16 protein-coding genes are annotated in these 13993 nt (G+C 72.9%); 7 read left to right on the top strand and 9 right to left on the bottom strand.

Annotated features, from left to right (window positions below; all coding sequences use genetic code 11):
* Nucleotides 1-106: 106 nt before the first annotated feature.
* From ABZV00_RS20515 to ligD, 3 genes are all read right to left on the bottom strand, one after another.
* Complete coding sequence (locus ABZV00_RS20515; protein ID WP_355608490.1) at nt 107-1195, bottom strand: hypothetical protein; 1089 nt, start codon at nt 1193-1195, stop codon at nt 107-109.
* Nucleotides 1192-1758: an RNA polymerase sigma factor gene (locus ABZV00_RS20510; RefSeq protein WP_355608488.1), complete on the bottom strand. Its 567-nt coding sequence runs from the start codon at nt 1756-1758 to the stop codon at nt 1192-1194. The genes ABZV00_RS20515 and ABZV00_RS20510 overlap by 4 nt, the downstream gene beginning before the upstream one ends.
* Before the next feature lie 88 nt (nt 1759-1846).
* On the bottom strand, nt 1847-2884 hold the full coding sequence (gene ligD, locus ABZV00_RS20505) for a non-homologous end-joining DNA ligase (RefSeq protein WP_355608485.1): 1038 nt from the start codon (nt 2882-2884) through the stop codon (nt 1847-1849).
* 47 nt (nt 2885-2931) lie between these two features.
* Here ligD and msrB point away from each other — a divergent pair, with 47 nt between their 5' ends.
* Nucleotides 2932-3336, top strand: a complete 405-nt coding sequence (gene msrB / locus ABZV00_RS20500; protein ID WP_328424966.1) for a peptide-methionine (R)-S-oxide reductase MsrB — start codon at nt 2932-2934, stop codon at nt 3334-3336.
* Between the two features lie 48 nt (nt 3337-3384).
* On the opposite strand, the gene ABZV00_RS20495 is transcribed toward msrB, so the two are convergent.
* Nucleotides 3385-3990, bottom strand: coding sequence for a DUF305 domain-containing protein (locus ABZV00_RS20495; protein WP_355608482.1), 606 nt, complete (start codon nt 3988-3990; stop codon nt 3385-3387).
* Between the two features lie 61 nt (nt 3991-4051).
* Complete coding sequence (locus ABZV00_RS20490; protein ID WP_355608479.1) at nt 4052-4795, bottom strand: lytic polysaccharide monooxygenase; 744 nt, start codon at nt 4793-4795, stop codon at nt 4052-4054.
* Between the two features lie 302 nt (nt 4796-5097).
* Between ABZV00_RS20490 and ABZV00_RS20485 the strand changes: the two genes are divergently transcribed.
* The 5 genes from ABZV00_RS20485 to ABZV00_RS20465 all read left to right on the top strand — a co-directional run bounded on the left by ABZV00_RS20485 (nt 5098) and on the right by ABZV00_RS20465 (nt 8797).
* Nucleotides 5098-5358, top strand: a complete 261-nt coding sequence (locus ABZV00_RS20485; protein WP_355608476.1) for a Prokaryotic metallothionein — start codon at nt 5098-5100, stop codon at nt 5356-5358.
* Between the two features lie 178 nt (nt 5359-5536).
* Nucleotides 5537-6481, top strand: a complete 945-nt coding sequence (locus ABZV00_RS20480) for a DMT family transporter (protein ID WP_355608474.1) — start codon at nt 5537-5539, stop codon at nt 6479-6481.
* A gap of 61 nt (nt 6482-6542) precedes the next feature.
* Entirely contained in the window at nt 6543-6998 is a 456-nt protein-coding gene (locus ABZV00_RS20475) for a GNAT family N-acetyltransferase (RefSeq protein WP_355608471.1), read from the top strand.
* 118 nt (nt 6999-7116) lie between these two features.
* Complete coding sequence (locus ABZV00_RS20470; RefSeq protein ID WP_355608468.1) at nt 7117-8217, top strand: lytic polysaccharide monooxygenase; 1101 nt, start codon at nt 7117-7119, stop codon at nt 8215-8217.
* A gap of 91 nt (nt 8218-8308) precedes the next feature.
* Nucleotides 8309-8797 (top strand): GNAT family N-acetyltransferase, encoded by a 489-nt coding sequence (locus ABZV00_RS20465; protein ID WP_355608466.1) that lies wholly within the window; start codon nt 8309-8311, stop codon nt 8795-8797.
* 17 nt (nt 8798-8814) lie between these two features.
* Here ABZV00_RS20465 and hemQ read toward each other — a convergent pair whose 3' ends face one another.
* The 3 genes from hemQ to hemE are packed head-to-tail and all read right to left on the bottom strand — an operon-like array spanning nt 8815 to nt 12026.
* Nucleotides 8815-9516 carry a hydrogen peroxide-dependent heme synthase gene (gene hemQ / locus ABZV00_RS20460; RefSeq protein ID WP_355608463.1) on the bottom strand — a complete coding sequence of 234 codons (702 nt, stop codon included), beginning with the start codon at nt 9514-9516 and terminating at the stop codon, nt 8815-8817.
* The gene (gene hemG / locus ABZV00_RS20455; RefSeq protein WP_355608461.1) at nt 9513-10922 is read right to left on the bottom strand and encodes a protoporphyrinogen oxidase; all 1410 of its coding nucleotides are present in this window, start codon (nt 10920-10922) and stop codon (nt 9513-9515) included. The genes hemQ and hemG overlap by 4 nt, the downstream gene beginning before the upstream one ends.
* A gap of 6 nt (nt 10923-10928) precedes the next feature.
* Nucleotides 10929-12026 (bottom strand): uroporphyrinogen decarboxylase, encoded by a 1098-nt coding sequence (gene hemE / locus ABZV00_RS20450; protein ID WP_355608459.1) that lies wholly within the window; start codon nt 12024-12026, stop codon nt 10929-10931.
* A gap of 197 nt (nt 12027-12223) precedes the next feature.
* On the opposite strand from hemE, the gene ABZV00_RS20445 reads away from it, so the two are divergent.
* Complete coding sequence (locus ABZV00_RS20445; protein ID WP_328424944.1) at nt 12224-12796, top strand: DUF3000 domain-containing protein; 573 nt, start codon at nt 12224-12226, stop codon at nt 12794-12796.
* A 119-nt stretch (nt 12797-12915) separates the two neighbouring features.
* Here ABZV00_RS20445 and ABZV00_RS20440 read toward each other — a convergent pair whose 3' ends face one another.
* Complete coding sequence (locus tag ABZV00_RS20440) at nt 12916-13896, bottom strand: hypothetical protein (RefSeq protein ID WP_355608457.1); 981 nt, start codon at nt 13894-13896, stop codon at nt 12916-12918.
* Nucleotides 13897-13993 lie beyond the last annotated feature (97 nt).

Here is a 13993-nt window from a genome sequence, read left to right as displayed (position 1 = left end):
GCAGCAACGGCAGCGCGTCCGGCTCCGGCGAGCGGACGTGCAGCAGGTGCACGTCCAGCCCGTCGATCCGCCCTTCCCCACAAGCCGGCTGGCCGATCCGGGACGGCTAGTCGCAGCCCAGGGCCCCTTGGTACCCGGCGGGAAACTTTCCGGCGGCCACCTTGTCGGCGGTCTCCCAGAACACCTCCGGCCAGTCACCGTCTTCGTTCATCTGGTGCAGCACCTTCCACTTGTGGCTGCTGCGCAGTGCGTCAGCGGCCCGCTGAAGCGCGGCGGCGTCGCCGGCCTGCTTCGCGCGCAGCCATTCAGCAATCCACCCGCAGCCGACCCGGCTGGTCAGCGCGGCGCCGAACTGGTAGGCGTCATTCGTGCCGAGGCCGGTCAGGGCGGCCATGTCGAAGCCCGGCGGGAGCGGTACGTCGGCGAGCACCTTGGCCGCCTGCTCGTCCACCCGATCCGGGGTGACGATCTCCGCCGGAAGCGCGGCCAGCCACGTACGGGCGTTGACGCGGACCACGTCGGCGAGAACCCGATCGAACTCGCTTCGCGTCCAGGCGCCCCCGGTACGCAGTTCGACGAAGGACCCGTCGCGGGGCCGGAGCATGGCCGCGAAGTCGCTGGCGCTGTAGCGGAACAGTTCGCCCGGCCAGCGGTCGACGGTCACCTGCTCCGGTTTGCTGACGTGCAGCCGATCCTTGTGGTAGCCGTCGTACTGGTCGGCCGGGTACCAGTTCATTTGCAACCGCTGCCCGTCGTTGCTGAACTCGATGGTGCCCACCTTCTCGGCGAACCCGTAGACGGTGGTGGCCTTCCAGCCAGGCTGGTCGATCAACAACCGTGGGTTCTCCTCGGCCGCCTTGAGGACTATGGCGGAGTAGGAGGTTGGTCTCGTCGCCTCGGAGGTGGGACTGGTGTCCGGGGATGCTTCGCGGCCTCCCGGCCGATCGACATTCATGATCGAGACGGTGAGGACAATGGCGAGAACGGCAGCCGCGACACCGGCGCTGGCGAGGCCGCTCATCATGGTTCGGCGCGCCCGTGAGGGCTTGCCCGGCGGTTCGGCGACGGTCTCGAGGGTCGGCGCGGACATGATCTCCTCCAGGAGGTGCTGTGCGGCCCCGTCGAGGTGAGTGATGACATCGGGTCGGTACGGGTCGGCGTCTCGGACCATCCGGTCGAGCTGCTCGTCGGTCATCTGCCCTCCTCCGGGGCTCGTGCGGCCATGACGTCGAGTACATGTCCGGGTGGGCCGAGATCGTCACCGACGAGACTTCGCAACCGGGCCCGGGCACGCGACAGCCGGGTGCGGACCGCGGCCGGGCTCACGTGCAGAACCACGGCGGCCTCGCGTGGCTCCAGGCCCTCCCAGAAGGTCAGCATCAACACCTCCCGGTCCAACTCGCCCAGCCTGGCCAGCGCGGCCTGGACCGTGAGCCGTTCCGGCACCTCAGTGCCCGGGTCGACGGCGACCGCGGCCCTGAGCCGTTGCCGCAACCGTTCACCCAGCCGTCCCCGGCGCACTCCGCCGCGGTGGTGGTTGGCCAGCACCCGTCGGGCCACGCCGTGCAACCACAGCCGGACCTCGGCCTCCGGCGGCATCTCACGGCTGCGCCGCCAGGCGACGAGGAAGGTCTCGGCGACCACGTCAGCCGCGTCTTCGGGCTGCTCGACGCGCCGCATGGCGTACGCCAGCAGCGGCTCGAAGTTGACCGCGTAGATGCGACGGAAGCGGTCCTCGTGCTCAGTCCCGGAGCTCACGTCTACTCCATGTCCGGTCGAGCGCCCGTCGTGACGGGTCCGATCCAGAAATCGCGACGCGCGCCGGGGCCGGCGTCGACCGCCAGCGTCAGGTGCTGTCGTCGCCAGGCGTACGCTTGGCGCGGCTGGGCTGGACCCGCTTGGGCTCGCCGGGCATCTTCGGGTGGTCCGGCGGGTACGGCAGGTCGCCCTGGCCGGCGGCGGCGTCCCGCTCGGCCCACTCCAGCAGCGGGGTGATGTCCCACGGGGCGTCGTCGATGCCGGCATGCGGGTCGCCCCGCTCGGTGAGCCGGGCCGGCACACTGCGCAGGTCGAAGTCGTCCGGCTCGACGTCGGGCAGCTCATCCCAGGTGACCGGGGTGGAGACGGTGGCCCGCGCGTTGGCCCGAAGGGAGTACGCGCAGGCGATGGTGCGGTCCCGGGCCATCTGGTTGTAGTCGACGAAGACCCGGTTGCCGCGCTCCTCCTTCCACCAGGCGGTGGTGACCAGATCGGGGTGGCGGCGCTCCACCTCCCGGGCCAGCGCGATGGTGGCCCGGCGCACCTCGGTGAACGTCCAACGGGGTTGGATCCGCAGGTAGACGTGCACACCCCGGCCGCCGGAGGTCTTCGGCCAGCCGGTGGCACCCAACTCATCGAGGACCGCGCGGACCTCCGCGGCGGCCCGCGCCGCGTCGGCGAAGTCGGTGCCGGGCTGCGGGTCCAGGTCGATGCGCAGCTCGTCGGGCTGGTCGACGTCGGCGGCGCGCACCGGCCACGGGTGGAACACGATGGTGCCCATCTGCGCCGCCCAGGCCACGTGCGCCAGGTCGGCCGGGCAGAGCTCCGCCGCGCTCCGGCCGCTCGGGAAGGTGATCTCCGCGGTGGAGATCCAGGGCGGTACGCCCCGGGTGGGCACCCGCTTCTGGAAGAACATCTCGCCCTCGACGCCCTCGGGAAAGCGTTGCAGCGTGGTGGGCCGGCCCCGCAGGGCGCGCATGATGCCGTCGCCGACCGCGAGGTAGTAGTGGAAGACGTCCGCCTTGGTGAAGCCCCGCTGCGGGAAGATCACCCGATCCGGACTGCTCAGCCGTACGGTGTGCCCAGCCACCTCGACCTCGGCGACCGCTGCCTTGGTGCCACCCATCCCGCGACCTTATGCCACAGCCCCGACGCACGACGTACCGTTGACGGGTGAGTCTTGACGACAACGAGCTGCCCCAGACCGAGGACGAGTGGCGGGTCCGGTTGACCCCCGAGGAGTTCCACGTGCTGCGGGAGGCCGGCACCGAACGCGCGTGGACCGGCGAGTACGTGGACACCAAGACGGCCGGCGTCTACAACTGCCGCGCCTGCGGGCTCGAACTCTTCTCCAGCGACACGAAGTTCGACTCGCACTGCGGGTGGCCGAGCTTCGACGACGCCATCCCGGGCCGGGTCAAGGAGATCGAGGACCGCAGCATGGGCATGGCCCGTACGGAGATCCGCTGCGCCCGCTGCAACAGCCACCTCGGGCACGTCTTCCACGGCGAGGGCTTCACGCCGAAGGACACCCGGCACTGCGTCAACTCGGTCTCCATCCGGCTGGAACCCCGCTGACCTGAGCCGCCTCCGCGCGACGGGAGGTGCGCCAGCGGCGTACCCCGATCACCGCCGTGCGGCCGGCGGCATGGTCAGCAGCCCGACCTCGGCGGTCCGGGACTGCTCGATCCGCCGGGCCAGGTCGCGTACCCGCTCGTTGCGGCCGACGTCGACCTGAGCCCGGGCCAGGTCGGCCGCCGCCCGCTGGTGGTCGGCGAGCACCTCGCGCAGCACCCGGTCGACGTCGGCGTCCGGCGCGGCCCGCAGGCGGTCGAGCGCGGCGTCATCCCCGTGCCCGGCGTGGTGGTGTGTGGCCGCGCTGGCACCCGGCCCCGCCGTGGGCAGCCAGCCGCGCATGGCGGACAACTCGTCGGCCTCGGTCGCCTCGATGGCGGCGGCCAGGGTGCGCAGCGCGTCGTCGCGCACCCGGTCCCGGGCCAGCCGGACGATCTGCAGGGTGCGCTCACTGTGGCCGACCATCGTGCTCAGGAACACCACGTCGATGCCGCTCATCGAGTCCCCGGCGGGCGCCGACCCGTCCGGGGACTCGACAGCCGAGGGCGCGCCAGCCGGTTGCGGCACGGCCGACGGGGTCACCGCGGGTGGCCCGGCGCAGGCGGCGGTGAGCAGGAGCGCGGTGAGCAGGGGCGCCAGCAGGGTTCGGCGGGTCATGCCGGGTGCTCCGATCAGCGAGGATGGCACACGGGTGCGACCGGGGGCCGCACCCGTGCGGTCAGACCTGACTCCAGAGCGCCGGCACGTTCGGCGGCTCCCATCCGGGGATCGCGGTGTGCGCCTGCCGGCAGCGGTACGTCGACCCGCCGTAGGTGACCTGGTCGCCGATCTGGTACGCCCGGCCGGCCGTCCAGCTGCCACCCGGCGCCGGCGGAGTGGTCGGTGTGGCGGTCGGGGTGGGCCGCGGGGTGGGTGAGGCGGTCGGGGTCGGGCTGGGCGTCGGCCCGCCACCGCCACCGATCTGCACGTCGATGCAGGAGTAGAAGGCGTTCGCGGTGTCGGAGATGTTCCACACCGCGAGGATCTTCTGCCGGCCCGAGAAGCCGCCGAGGTTGACGTTGTGCGAGACGGTGGCGCCCGGCTGCTGGCCATTGCCGTTGACCGAGGCGACCCGGGTGTTGCCGATCCAGTACTCCCAGTTGCTGGTCGCGTGCCGGGCGGTGTTCACCCAGGTGAAGGTCAGCGAGCTGCCGACCGAGGTGGCCGGCCAGCCCCGGCTGTCGTCGTTGAGGACTGCGAAGTGGGCGATTCCGGCGTTGCAGCTGCGCAGACCCTTGGGGCCCTCGACGCTCTGCGGCTCGTACTTGATCTGCCCGCAGTCGGGCACCCGCCCCTGCGCGCAGAGCGCCTGCCGGCTCGGTGGGGCGGAGACGTAACCGTGCGCCTGCGCGGGCGCGGCGACGGTGAGGGTGGCGGCTACGGCGCCCGCCGCCACCAGCGGGACAGTGATTCTTCGACGCATCGGGGCACTCCTTCTCCAGGTCGGGTGGGTGCCCCTCAAGGTAATTTAAACTTTGTTAACAGTAAAGACCCTTGTCGATAAAATACATCGATGGTGACGAGTTTTCTGTCAGAGCCGGAGCAGGCTGCCGCAGTCGTCGATCTGGTCGGCCGATTCGTCGTCGAGTCGCGGTTCAATCGGCCCACCGGACGACACGCCGGAGCCGACACGCCACACCGGCCGGTCGACTGGCGGCATTTCGCCCTTCACCGCCCCGCACTGGAGCAGTCTGGTAGCACATGTTCTGATACAGGAGGTTTTCCATGGCAACGTGCGAGGTCTGCGGCAACGACTACTGGATGGCGTTCGAGGTGCGTACGGTCAGCGGCGACGTGCACACCTTTGACTCGTTCGAGTGTGCGATCCACCGGATGGCACCGATCTGCGAACACTGCCAGATCAAGATCGTCGGGCACGGCGTCGAGGTCAACGGCCGGTTCTTCTGCTGCGGGCACTGCGCCCGCTCCGTCGAGGGCACCGAGGGTGCCGAGATCCGCGACGCCGTCGGCTCGCGACCCGCCTGACGCGGCCCTGCGGTACGGTCGTCCCCATGCGGCCGTTCCTGGGCGTCCTGCCCCCGCCGCGCTCCTGAACGGAGCGCCGCGCCTCCCGCCGACCGGTGCCTGACCCGGCTCGGCCATCTCGCCGTACGCGCTCCGTCGACGTCGTCCCCGTCAACGGCTCACCCTTCGGAGCGCACCCGTGTCCACGTCCCGTACCGCGCCGCCGGCCGCCCCGGCCCCGGCCGTCGCCCAGGCCCGCACCGGTCTGATCCAGATCACCGTCACCGGAGTGCTGTGGGGCACCACCGGCGTGGCGGTGCAACTCCTGCGCGAGGGCACCGGGCTCAGCCCGGTGAGCATCGGCTTCCACCGCCTCGCGATCGCCGCGCTCGTCCTGCTGGCGTGCACCGCCGGCCGACTTGGCGCGATCCTCGCCGCCCTGCGCGCGGCGCCGGTTCCGCTGCTGCTGACCGGAATCGGCCTCGGCCTCTACCAGGCGCTCTACTTCGCCGCCGTGGCACTGGCCGGAGTCGGCGTGGCCACCGTGGTCAGCCTGGGCCTGGCCCCGGTGCTCGCCGCGGCCTGGGAGTCGGTGCGCGCCCGGCGGCTCCCCGGCCCGCTGCGGCTCGGCACGCTGATCGCTGCCGTCGCCGGCCTCGCCCTGATCACCGGCGCCACCGCGGAACCCACCGGGGCGGCGCCCGCACCGCTGCTCGGCCTGCTCGCGGCGGCCGGGTCCGGCCTCGGGTACGCGGTGACCACCCTGATCAGCCGGCAGGTGTCGCAGCGCGCCGCGCCGATGACGCTGACCACCATCTCCACCACCGTCGGTGCGCTGACGCTGGCGCCGTTCGCGCTGGTCGCCGGGATCGGCGTACCGGTGCGCGTCGACACCGTGGCGCTGCTGCTGCACCTCGGCGTGGTCACCACCGCGGTGGCGTACGCGCTGTTCTACGCCGGACTGCGCACCACCTCGGGCAGCGTCGCCGCCGTACTGACCCTGCTCGAACCGCTGACCGCGGCGGCGCTGGCCGTGGTGCTGCTGCACGAGCCGCTGCCGCTGCCGGTGATCGTCGGCGGCGCGCTACTGCTCACCGCCGTGGCCGCCACCTACCTCACCCCCGCCCGCCCCGACGGACCGTGACCGAGCCCGGCCGGGCGGGACGCACCGGAACCCGCCCGGCCGGACGGCCTACCATCGGTGCGTGCCCCAGCAGACCACCGAGGTCCGGACGGCCTCGTTCGCCGACCTGAACGCCCGCACCTTCCACGACCTGCTCAAGCTGCGCATCGACGTGTTCGTGGTGGAGCAGCACTGCCCGTACCCGGAGTTGGACGGGCGGGACGTGGAACCGGGCACCCGCCACCTCTGGCTGACCGACGGCGGCGCGCCGCTGGCGTACCTGCGAATCCTGGCCGACCCGGACGGCACCGCCCGGATCGGTCGGGTGGTGGTGGCCCCGGCGGCGCGTGGCGGTGGCCACGCCGGCCGGCTGATGGCCACGGCGCTGGAGGTGGTGGGCAGCCGGGCCTGTGTGCTGGACGCGCAGTCGCACCTGGTCGCCTTCTACACCCGGCACGGCTTCGCGGTCAGCGGCCCGGAGTACGTCGAGGACGGCATCCCGCACACCCCGATGCGTCGCGAAGCCATTGACGTCTGACGATCTGCCTGGCATCGTGCCGGGTAGAGCCATCGCGGGAGCCTGCGAGTAGGCACGGGAGCGGGCATCTCCCGGCAGTCCGGGTGTCGTCGTCCGACCTCATCCCCCCGGGGGCTCCATGTCCACTCTCGTCCGATCACCACGCATGCTCTGGCTGCTCGCCATCGCGGCGGCCGCCACGCTCCTGCTGTCCACCGCGCTGACCACCGCGCTGGTCCGCCCCGCCTCGGCGCACGGCTCGGTCGTCGACCCGGCCTCGCGCAACTACGGCTGCTGGCAACGCTGGGGCAGCGACTTCCAGAATCCCCGGATGGCCACCGAGGATCCGATGTGCTGGCAGGCCTGGCAGGCCGACCCGAACGCCATGTGGAACTGGAACGGCCTGTTCCGCGAGGGTGTGGCCGGCAACCACCAGGGCGCCATCCCCAACGGGCAACTGTGCAGCGGTGGGCGCACGTCCAGCGGCCGCTACAACGCCCTGGACACCGTCGGAGCCTGGAAGACCACCGCGGTGTCGAGCAACTTCCGGGTCCGCTTCTTCGACCAGGCCAGCCACGGCGCCGACTACATCCGGGTGTACGTGACCCGGCAGGGTTTCAACCCGCTGACCGAGCCGCTTGGCTGGGACGACCTGGAGTTGACCGGCCAGATCGGCAACACCCCGGCGTCGCAGTGGAAGCAGGAGACCGGCGGCGTCTCCATCGAGATCCCGGCCAACGCGCCGGGCCGCACCGGTCGGCACATCGTCTACACGATCTGGCAGGCCAGCCACCTGGACCAGTCGTACTACCTGTGCAGCGACGTCGACTTCTCCGGCGGGACGGGCACCCCGCCGCCCACCACCCCGCCGCCCACGACCCCGCCGCCCACCACTCCCCCGCCCACCACGCCTCCGCCGACCACTCCGCCGCCGGCCGGGGCCTGCACGGCGACGTACCAGGTCACCGGCCAGTGGGCCGGCGGCTTCCAGGCCGAGGTCCGGGTGACCGCGGGCGGCTCACCCACCCAGGGCTGGTCGGTGAGCTGGAACTACGCCAACGGCCAGCAGGTCAGCTCGTCGTGGAACACCACCATCAGCACCAGCGGCACGCTGGTCACCGCCCGCAACGTCGGCTACAACGGCACCCTCGCCGCCGGAGCGAGCACCACCTTCGGTCTGCTCGGCTCGTGGAACGGCAGCAACCCCGCCCCGCTGGTCTCCTGCACGGCGACCAGTTGACCCCGACCGGCGCCGCACCCGGGCGGGGGTGCGGCGCCGGCCGGCGGGAAATCCGGTGGTGCGGGACGCCGGCCCCCGGCACGATTCCAGCATGATCGAGACAAGGGTGCTCACCCCCGACGACTGGCCGACCTGGCGCGAGCTGCGGCTGGCCGCCCTCACCGAGGCGCCGGACGCGTTCGGCTCCCGGCTGGCCGACTGGCAGGGCGACGGCGACCGTGCGGAGCGCTGGCGCGACCGGCTGACCATCCCCGGCTCGCACAACCTCGTGGCCGTCCTGGGCGGACGGCCGGTCGGGATGGCCAGCGGCGTACCCACGCCAGACCCGCTCGTCATGGAGCTGATCTCGATGTGGGTGCACCCCGAGGCGCGCGGTCGGAAGGTCGGCCACCTCCTGGTGGACGCGGTGGCGGACTGGGCCCGCGAGAGCGGCGCCGACCGGCTACGCCTCAGCGTCATGCCGGACAACGCGGCGGCGAAGGCCCTCTACCTGCGCGCCGGCTTCGGCCGCACCGACGAACTCGGCGACCTCCTGTCCGACGACGTACGCCGCGAACAGGTCATGCTCCGCCCGCTCTGACCCGCGCCCGGCGAGGATCAGACCAGGCAGTCGACGATCTCGGCGATCGAGCGGCGGCGGCCGGTGTAGAAGGGGACTTCCTCGCGGACGTGGCGGCGGGTGCCGGAGGCGCGGAGGTCGCGCATCAGGTCGACGATCCGGTGCAGCTCGTCGGCCTCGAAGGCGAGCATCCACTCGTAGTCGCCCAGCGCGAACGACGCGACCGTGTTGGCCCGTACGTCCGGGTAGCCGCGAGCCATCTTCCCGTGCTCGGCCAGCATCTCGCGCCGCTCGGCGTCCGGCAGCAGGTACCACTCGTAGGAGCGGATGAACGGGTACACGCAGATGTAGGGGCGGGCCTCCTCGCCGCCCAGGAACGCCGGGATGTGGCTCTTGTTGAACTCCGCCGGCCGGTGCAGCGCCATCTGCGACCAGACCGGGGTGAGCGCCCGGCCCAGGGTGGTGCGGCGGAACCGCAGGTACGCGTCCTGCAGCGCGTCGCTGGAGGCGGAGTGCCACCAGATCATCACGTCCGCGTCGGCGCGCAGCCCGGATACGTCGTACACGCCCCGGATCACCACGTCCTTGCCGGCCAGCTCCTCGAAGAGGGACTCGACCTCACCGGTGACGTTGTCTCGCAGCGACGGCAGTGGTGCGCTGGCCCGGAACACCGACCACATGGTGTAGCGGATGCTGTCGTTCAGCTCCCGCAACCGGGCCGCGTTGGTCTGCTCGGTCATCTCGCCGATCCTCCCAGTGCTGTGATGATCTCGTCGGCCGCCGTCTCGCCGGAGCGGACGCAGACCGGTATGCCGACCCCGTCGTAGCCGGCGCCGGCGAGGACGAGGGTGGGGTGCGCGGCCCGCAACGCCGTCCGCGCGGCGGCGACCCGGTCGGCGTGCCCCGGGGTGTACTGGGGCAGCGCGCCGCCCCACCGCTGCACGTGCCCGTCGACCGGGGCGGGCAGCGGGGTGCCGAGTACCGCCGAGAGCTCGCGATGCACGGTGGCGGCCAGGTCCGCGTCGGGGCGCTGGAGGTGCGCCTCCTCGCCGTACCGGCCCACCGAGGCACGTACCAGCGCCAGCCCGTCCGGCCGGCGCAGGTGCCCCCACTTGGTGGTGAAGAAGGTGGCCGCCTTGATCAGCAGGCCCTCGGTGCTCGGCACCAGGAAGCCGGACAGCTCGGGCAGCCGCGGCTGCGGCAGCGCCAGGGTGACCAGCGCGACGCTGGCGTAGTCCAACTCGCCGACGCCTGCGGCGACCACCGGGGCGGGGCCGGCGAGCAGGCGGGCCGCCGGCCGGGCCGGTACCGCCAGCACCACGGCGTCCACCTCGACCAGCTCCGGGTCCCGGGTCGGGCCGACCGTGAGCCGCCAGCCCGTGTCGGTCGGGGTCAGCTCGCGGACCGCGGCGTCCCGCCGAACCGTCGCGCCGCTGGCCGTCGCCGCCGCCTCGACCAGGCTGCTCAGCCCGTTGGCCAGAGTGCCGAAGACCGGGACGCCGGGGGCGCGCGGCGACGCGGCCTGCGCCGCACGGACCGCGCCCACCAGGGTGTGCTCCACCCGGGCCGCGCGGGCCAGCGCCGGCATGGTGGTGACCAGGGAGAGGTTGTCGGCGCGGCCGGCGTACACGCCGCCCAGCATCGGGTCGACCAGCCGGTCGACCACCTCGTCGCCGAAGCGGGAGCGGACCAGCGCACCCACCGAGACGTCCACGTCCGGTGCGACCAGCGGTCGGCCGCCGTCGGTGTCGGCGTCCGCGGCCGGGCGGGCGACCGCAGCCACCTTGTCCAGATCCCCGGGTACGCCTACCAGCGTGCCGCCCGGGACAGGGCGCAGCCCCCCGTCGACGACCAACGCGGCCTGCCCGACCGTGGGGTGCACGATCTCCTCGGCCATTCCGAGCCGGCGGATCAGGGCCACCGCGGCGGACTCGGCACCGGTCGGGTCGCGCATCAGGAACGACTCGGCGCCGAACTCCACCGGCTGGCCGGCCAGCTCGCCGGTACGCAGCTTGCCGCCCAGCACGCCGGACTGCTCGTACACCAAGATCTCGGTGCCGGCCGGGGCGCTCTCGCGCAACCGGGCCGCGGCGGCCAGCCCGGCGATTCCGCCGCCGACCACCGCCACCCGCCAAGGCTGCCGCATCGCGTGTCAGCCCTGGTCGGCCCGGCGGCTGGACAGCTCGTGTACCAGCGCCACCACCCGCGTCAGCACGTCGGGGTCGGTCTCCGGCAGCACCCCGTGGCCGAGGTTGAACACGTGCCCGGGGGCCGCCCTGCCCTGGTCCAGAATCCGGCGTACCTCGGTCTCCACGACCGGCCACGGCGCGAGCAGCACGGACGGGTCCAGGTTGCCCTGCACCGCCTTGTCCGGGCCGATCCGGCCGGTGGCCACGTCCAGCGGGGTCCGCCAGTCGACGCCGACGACGTCCGCGCCGGCCTCGCCCATCGCGCCGAGCAGCTCAGCGGTGCCGACCCCGAAGTGGATCCGCGGCACCCCGGCGTCGACCAGCCCGCTCAGCACGGCCGTCGAGTGCGGCAGCACGTAGCGCCGGTAGTCGGCCTCGGAGAGCGCGCCGGCCCACGAGTCGAACAGTTGCACGGCGGAGACCCCGGCCTCGATCTGCACCCGGAGGAAGGCCAGCGTCACCTCGGCCAGCCGGCCGCAGAGCGCGTGCCACAGCTCCGGATCGCCGTACATCATGGCCTTGGTCTTGGCGTGGGTCCGTGACGGACCCCCCTCGACCAGGTAGCTGGCCAGGGTGAACGGCGCGCCGGCGAAGCCGATCAGCGGGGTGTCGCCCAGCTCGATCACGAGTTGCCGGACGGCCTCGTCCACGTACGGCACGTCGTCGCGGGTGATCGGGCGGACCCGCTCCACGTCGGCGGCGGTGCGGATCGGCTCGGCGACCACCGGGCCGGTGCCCGGCACGATGTCCAGGTCGACCCCGGCCGCGGCGACCGGCACCACGATGTCGCTGAACAGGATGGCCGCGTCCACCCCGTGCCGGCGTACCGGCTGGAGGGTGATCTCGGTGACCAGTTCCGGGCGACGGCAGGACTCCAGCATCGGCACGCTCGCCCGGATCTCCCGGTACTCCGGCAGTGACCGGCCAGCCTGGCGCATGAACCAGACCGGGGTGTGCGGGCCAGGCCGCCGCCGGCAGGCCCGAATGAAGGGCGAGTCGGCCGGTCCGCCGGCGCGCTGTTCTCCGTCTCGGGCGGCAGTGCCCGTGGTGTCCGTGCTCATCGCCGCAATCGTGCCACGGCCCCCACCCTCTCCCCGCCTGGGGTGAAAGGAAGAACACGTTGCTGACATCGCGCGGCGGGCCGAGCGGCTCGGATCGCGGGCCGGGATGGCTGGGACCAGCGAACGGGAACGGCGGCCGGATCGGGCGTCGGCGCGCCGCCGAAGCGGGTGGGCGGGCGGCGGCATAGGCTGCCGGCATGGCCCCCCCGATCGCGCTCCCGGAGACGTTCGCCCGCGCGGTCGCCGGGCTGCGGGCGGCGGCGCCCCGGCCGGAGATCACGCTGGAGGAGGTCGGCGCTCCCCAGCGGCTGGCCCCGTACGCGTTCGCGCTCTCCGCGACGGTGCTGCGCGACGGCGACGAGGTGGCCACCGGCCGGCTGATCCTGCTGCACGACCCGGTCGGGCACGAGGCGTGGCAGGGCACCCTGCGACTGGTCACCTACGTGACCGCCGAGTTGGAGGTCGACCTGGCCGCCGACCCGCTGCTGCCCGGGGTCGGCTGGACCTGGCTGACCGACGCGCTGGACGCCCACGATGCCGGCCACCGGGCGATCGGGGGGACGGTCACCCAGACCATGTCGACCCGGTTCGGCGACCTGGCCGGCCCGCCGACCGCCGGTGACATCGAGATCCGCGCCTCCTGGACGCCGGTCGACGACGACCTGACCCCGCACCTGCTCGGCTGGTGCGCGCTGCTCGCCTCCACGGCAGGGCTGCCCCCGCCCGGGGTGACAGCCCTGTCCGACCGCCGCCCCGCCGGCGCGGCCTGAGCCGCAGGCAGCCGCCACCCACCACCGGGTCGATCATGGGGTCGTGGTGGGCGGGATGCCCCTCACCGCGGCATTCGCGGGGCACCACAACCCCATGATCGACCAGGTTGGTGCGGCTGTCAGAGGTAGTTCTCCGCCTCGTCGCAGACCTTGTCCAGGCCCTTCATCGCCGCGTCGTAGGCGCTCTTGTTGCCGGCCGCCGCCGCACCGAGCGCGGTGGTCAGCTTGTCCAGGCAGCTGGCGATGACCTTCTTCTGCCGGGCCTGCTCGTCGCGGTCGTTGCGGGTCCCGGTCAGGTCCTGCTCGGTGTTGTCGAGCTTGTCCTGCATGGTCTGCAGGTCGGACTTGAGCTTGGTGATCTCCGTGGTGTTGGCCGCGATGGTGCCGTCCCGCTCGCTGACCTGACCGGTGAGCCGCTTCTCCGTGCGGTTCAGCTCACCGTTCTTGGTCACGTACAGACCGGTCATCACCCCACTGACGACGAAGAGCAGCGCGGCCACCAGGGCCAGCACCAGTACCGCGCGACCCCGGCCGCCCGCCGGTGCCCCGGCCGGGCCGTACGGCGGTGCCATTCCGGGCGGCGCGGACATCGGCTGCCCATACGCCGGACCAGAAACCGGCGGCGCGGACATCGGCTGCCCATACGTTGAACCGGAGACCGGCGGCGCCGACATCGGCTGTCCGTGCGGCGGCGCGGAGACCTGTCCGGCGTACGGCGGGGTGCTCGCCGGGTAGGTGGGTGCGGCCTGCGGGACGCCGTACTGCGGCGGTACGGGCTGGGCGGTGCCGTACTGCGGCGTGGCCTGACCGGAGGCGTACTGCTGCGGCGTGGCCTGCCCGGGGGCGTACTGCTGCGGCGTGGGCTGGACCGGCGCGTACTGCTGCTGCGGCGCGGGCTGACCGGCCTGGTATCGCCTGGTCGGGTCGGCGGCAGTCGGCTGCGGCACGGCGGGGTGCGGCACGGTCGGGTGCGGCACGGTCGGGTCGGCGGCGCGCGGGCCGGCGGCGTACGACACGGTCTGGTCGGCGGCGGACGGCGGCTGATCCGGGCCGGCCGACGGCGTCGGGAAACCTTCCGGCCCGGTCGGTGGCTGGGACATCGTTATTCCTCCAGGTGAGCTGGTCCCGCGCCGGTAGGCGCGACGGACCGGGGTGCAGCGGCGAGATTCGCCCGGGTCCGGGGACCTGGGCGGGATC

Origin of the sequence: Micromonospora sp. NPDC005173 (assembly GCF_040608515.1) — a bacterium.
GTDB lineage: Bacteria > Actinomycetota > Actinomycetes > Mycobacteriales > Micromonosporaceae > Micromonospora.
Note: the sequence above shows the minus strand (reverse complement) of the source record. Positions and strands in the feature narration are given on the sequence as shown.

Coding starts and splice junctions, on each gene's coding strand:
- ABZV00_RS20465 (WP_355608466.1), top strand. CDS start 8,309: ATGATCGAGACAAGGGTGCTCACCCCCGACGACTGGCCGACCTGGCGC.
- ABZV00_RS20495 (WP_355608482.1), bottom strand. CDS start 3,990: ATGACCCGCCGAACCCTGCTGGCGCCCCTGCTCACCGCGCTCCTGCTC.
- hemQ (WP_355608463.1), bottom strand. CDS start 9,516: ATGACCGAGCAGACCAACGCGGCCCGGTTGCGGGAGCTGAACGACAGC.
- ligD (WP_355608485.1), bottom strand. CDS start 2,884: ATGGGTGGCACCAAGGCAGCGGTCGCCGAGGTCGAGGTGGCTGGGCAC.
- ABZV00_RS20515 (WP_355608490.1), bottom strand. CDS start 1,195: ATGACCGACGAGCAGCTCGACCGGATGGTCCGAGACGCCGACCCGTAC.
- ABZV00_RS20490 (WP_355608479.1), bottom strand. CDS start 4,795: ATGCGTCGAAGAATCACTGTCCCGCTGGTGGCGGCGGGCGCCGTAGCC.
- ABZV00_RS20440 (WP_355608457.1), bottom strand. CDS start 13,896: ATGTCCCAGCCACCGACCGGGCCGGAAGGTTTCCCGACGCCGTCGGCC.
- ABZV00_RS20445 (WP_328424944.1), top strand. CDS start 12,224: ATGGCCCCCCCGATCGCGCTCCCGGAGACGTTCGCCCGCGCGGTCGCC.
- hemE (WP_355608459.1), bottom strand. CDS start 12,026: ATGAGCACGGACACCACGGGCACTGCCGCCCGAGACGGAGAACAGCGC.
- ABZV00_RS20470 (WP_355608468.1), top strand. CDS start 7,117: ATGTCCACTCTCGTCCGATCACCACGCATGCTCTGGCTGCTCGCCATC.
- ABZV00_RS20485 (WP_355608476.1), top strand. CDS start 5,098: ATGGCAACGTGCGAGGTCTGCGGCAACGACTACTGGATGGCGTTCGAG.
- hemG (WP_355608461.1), bottom strand. CDS start 10,922: ATGCGGCAGCCTTGGCGGGTGGCGGTGGTCGGCGGCGGAATCGCCGGG.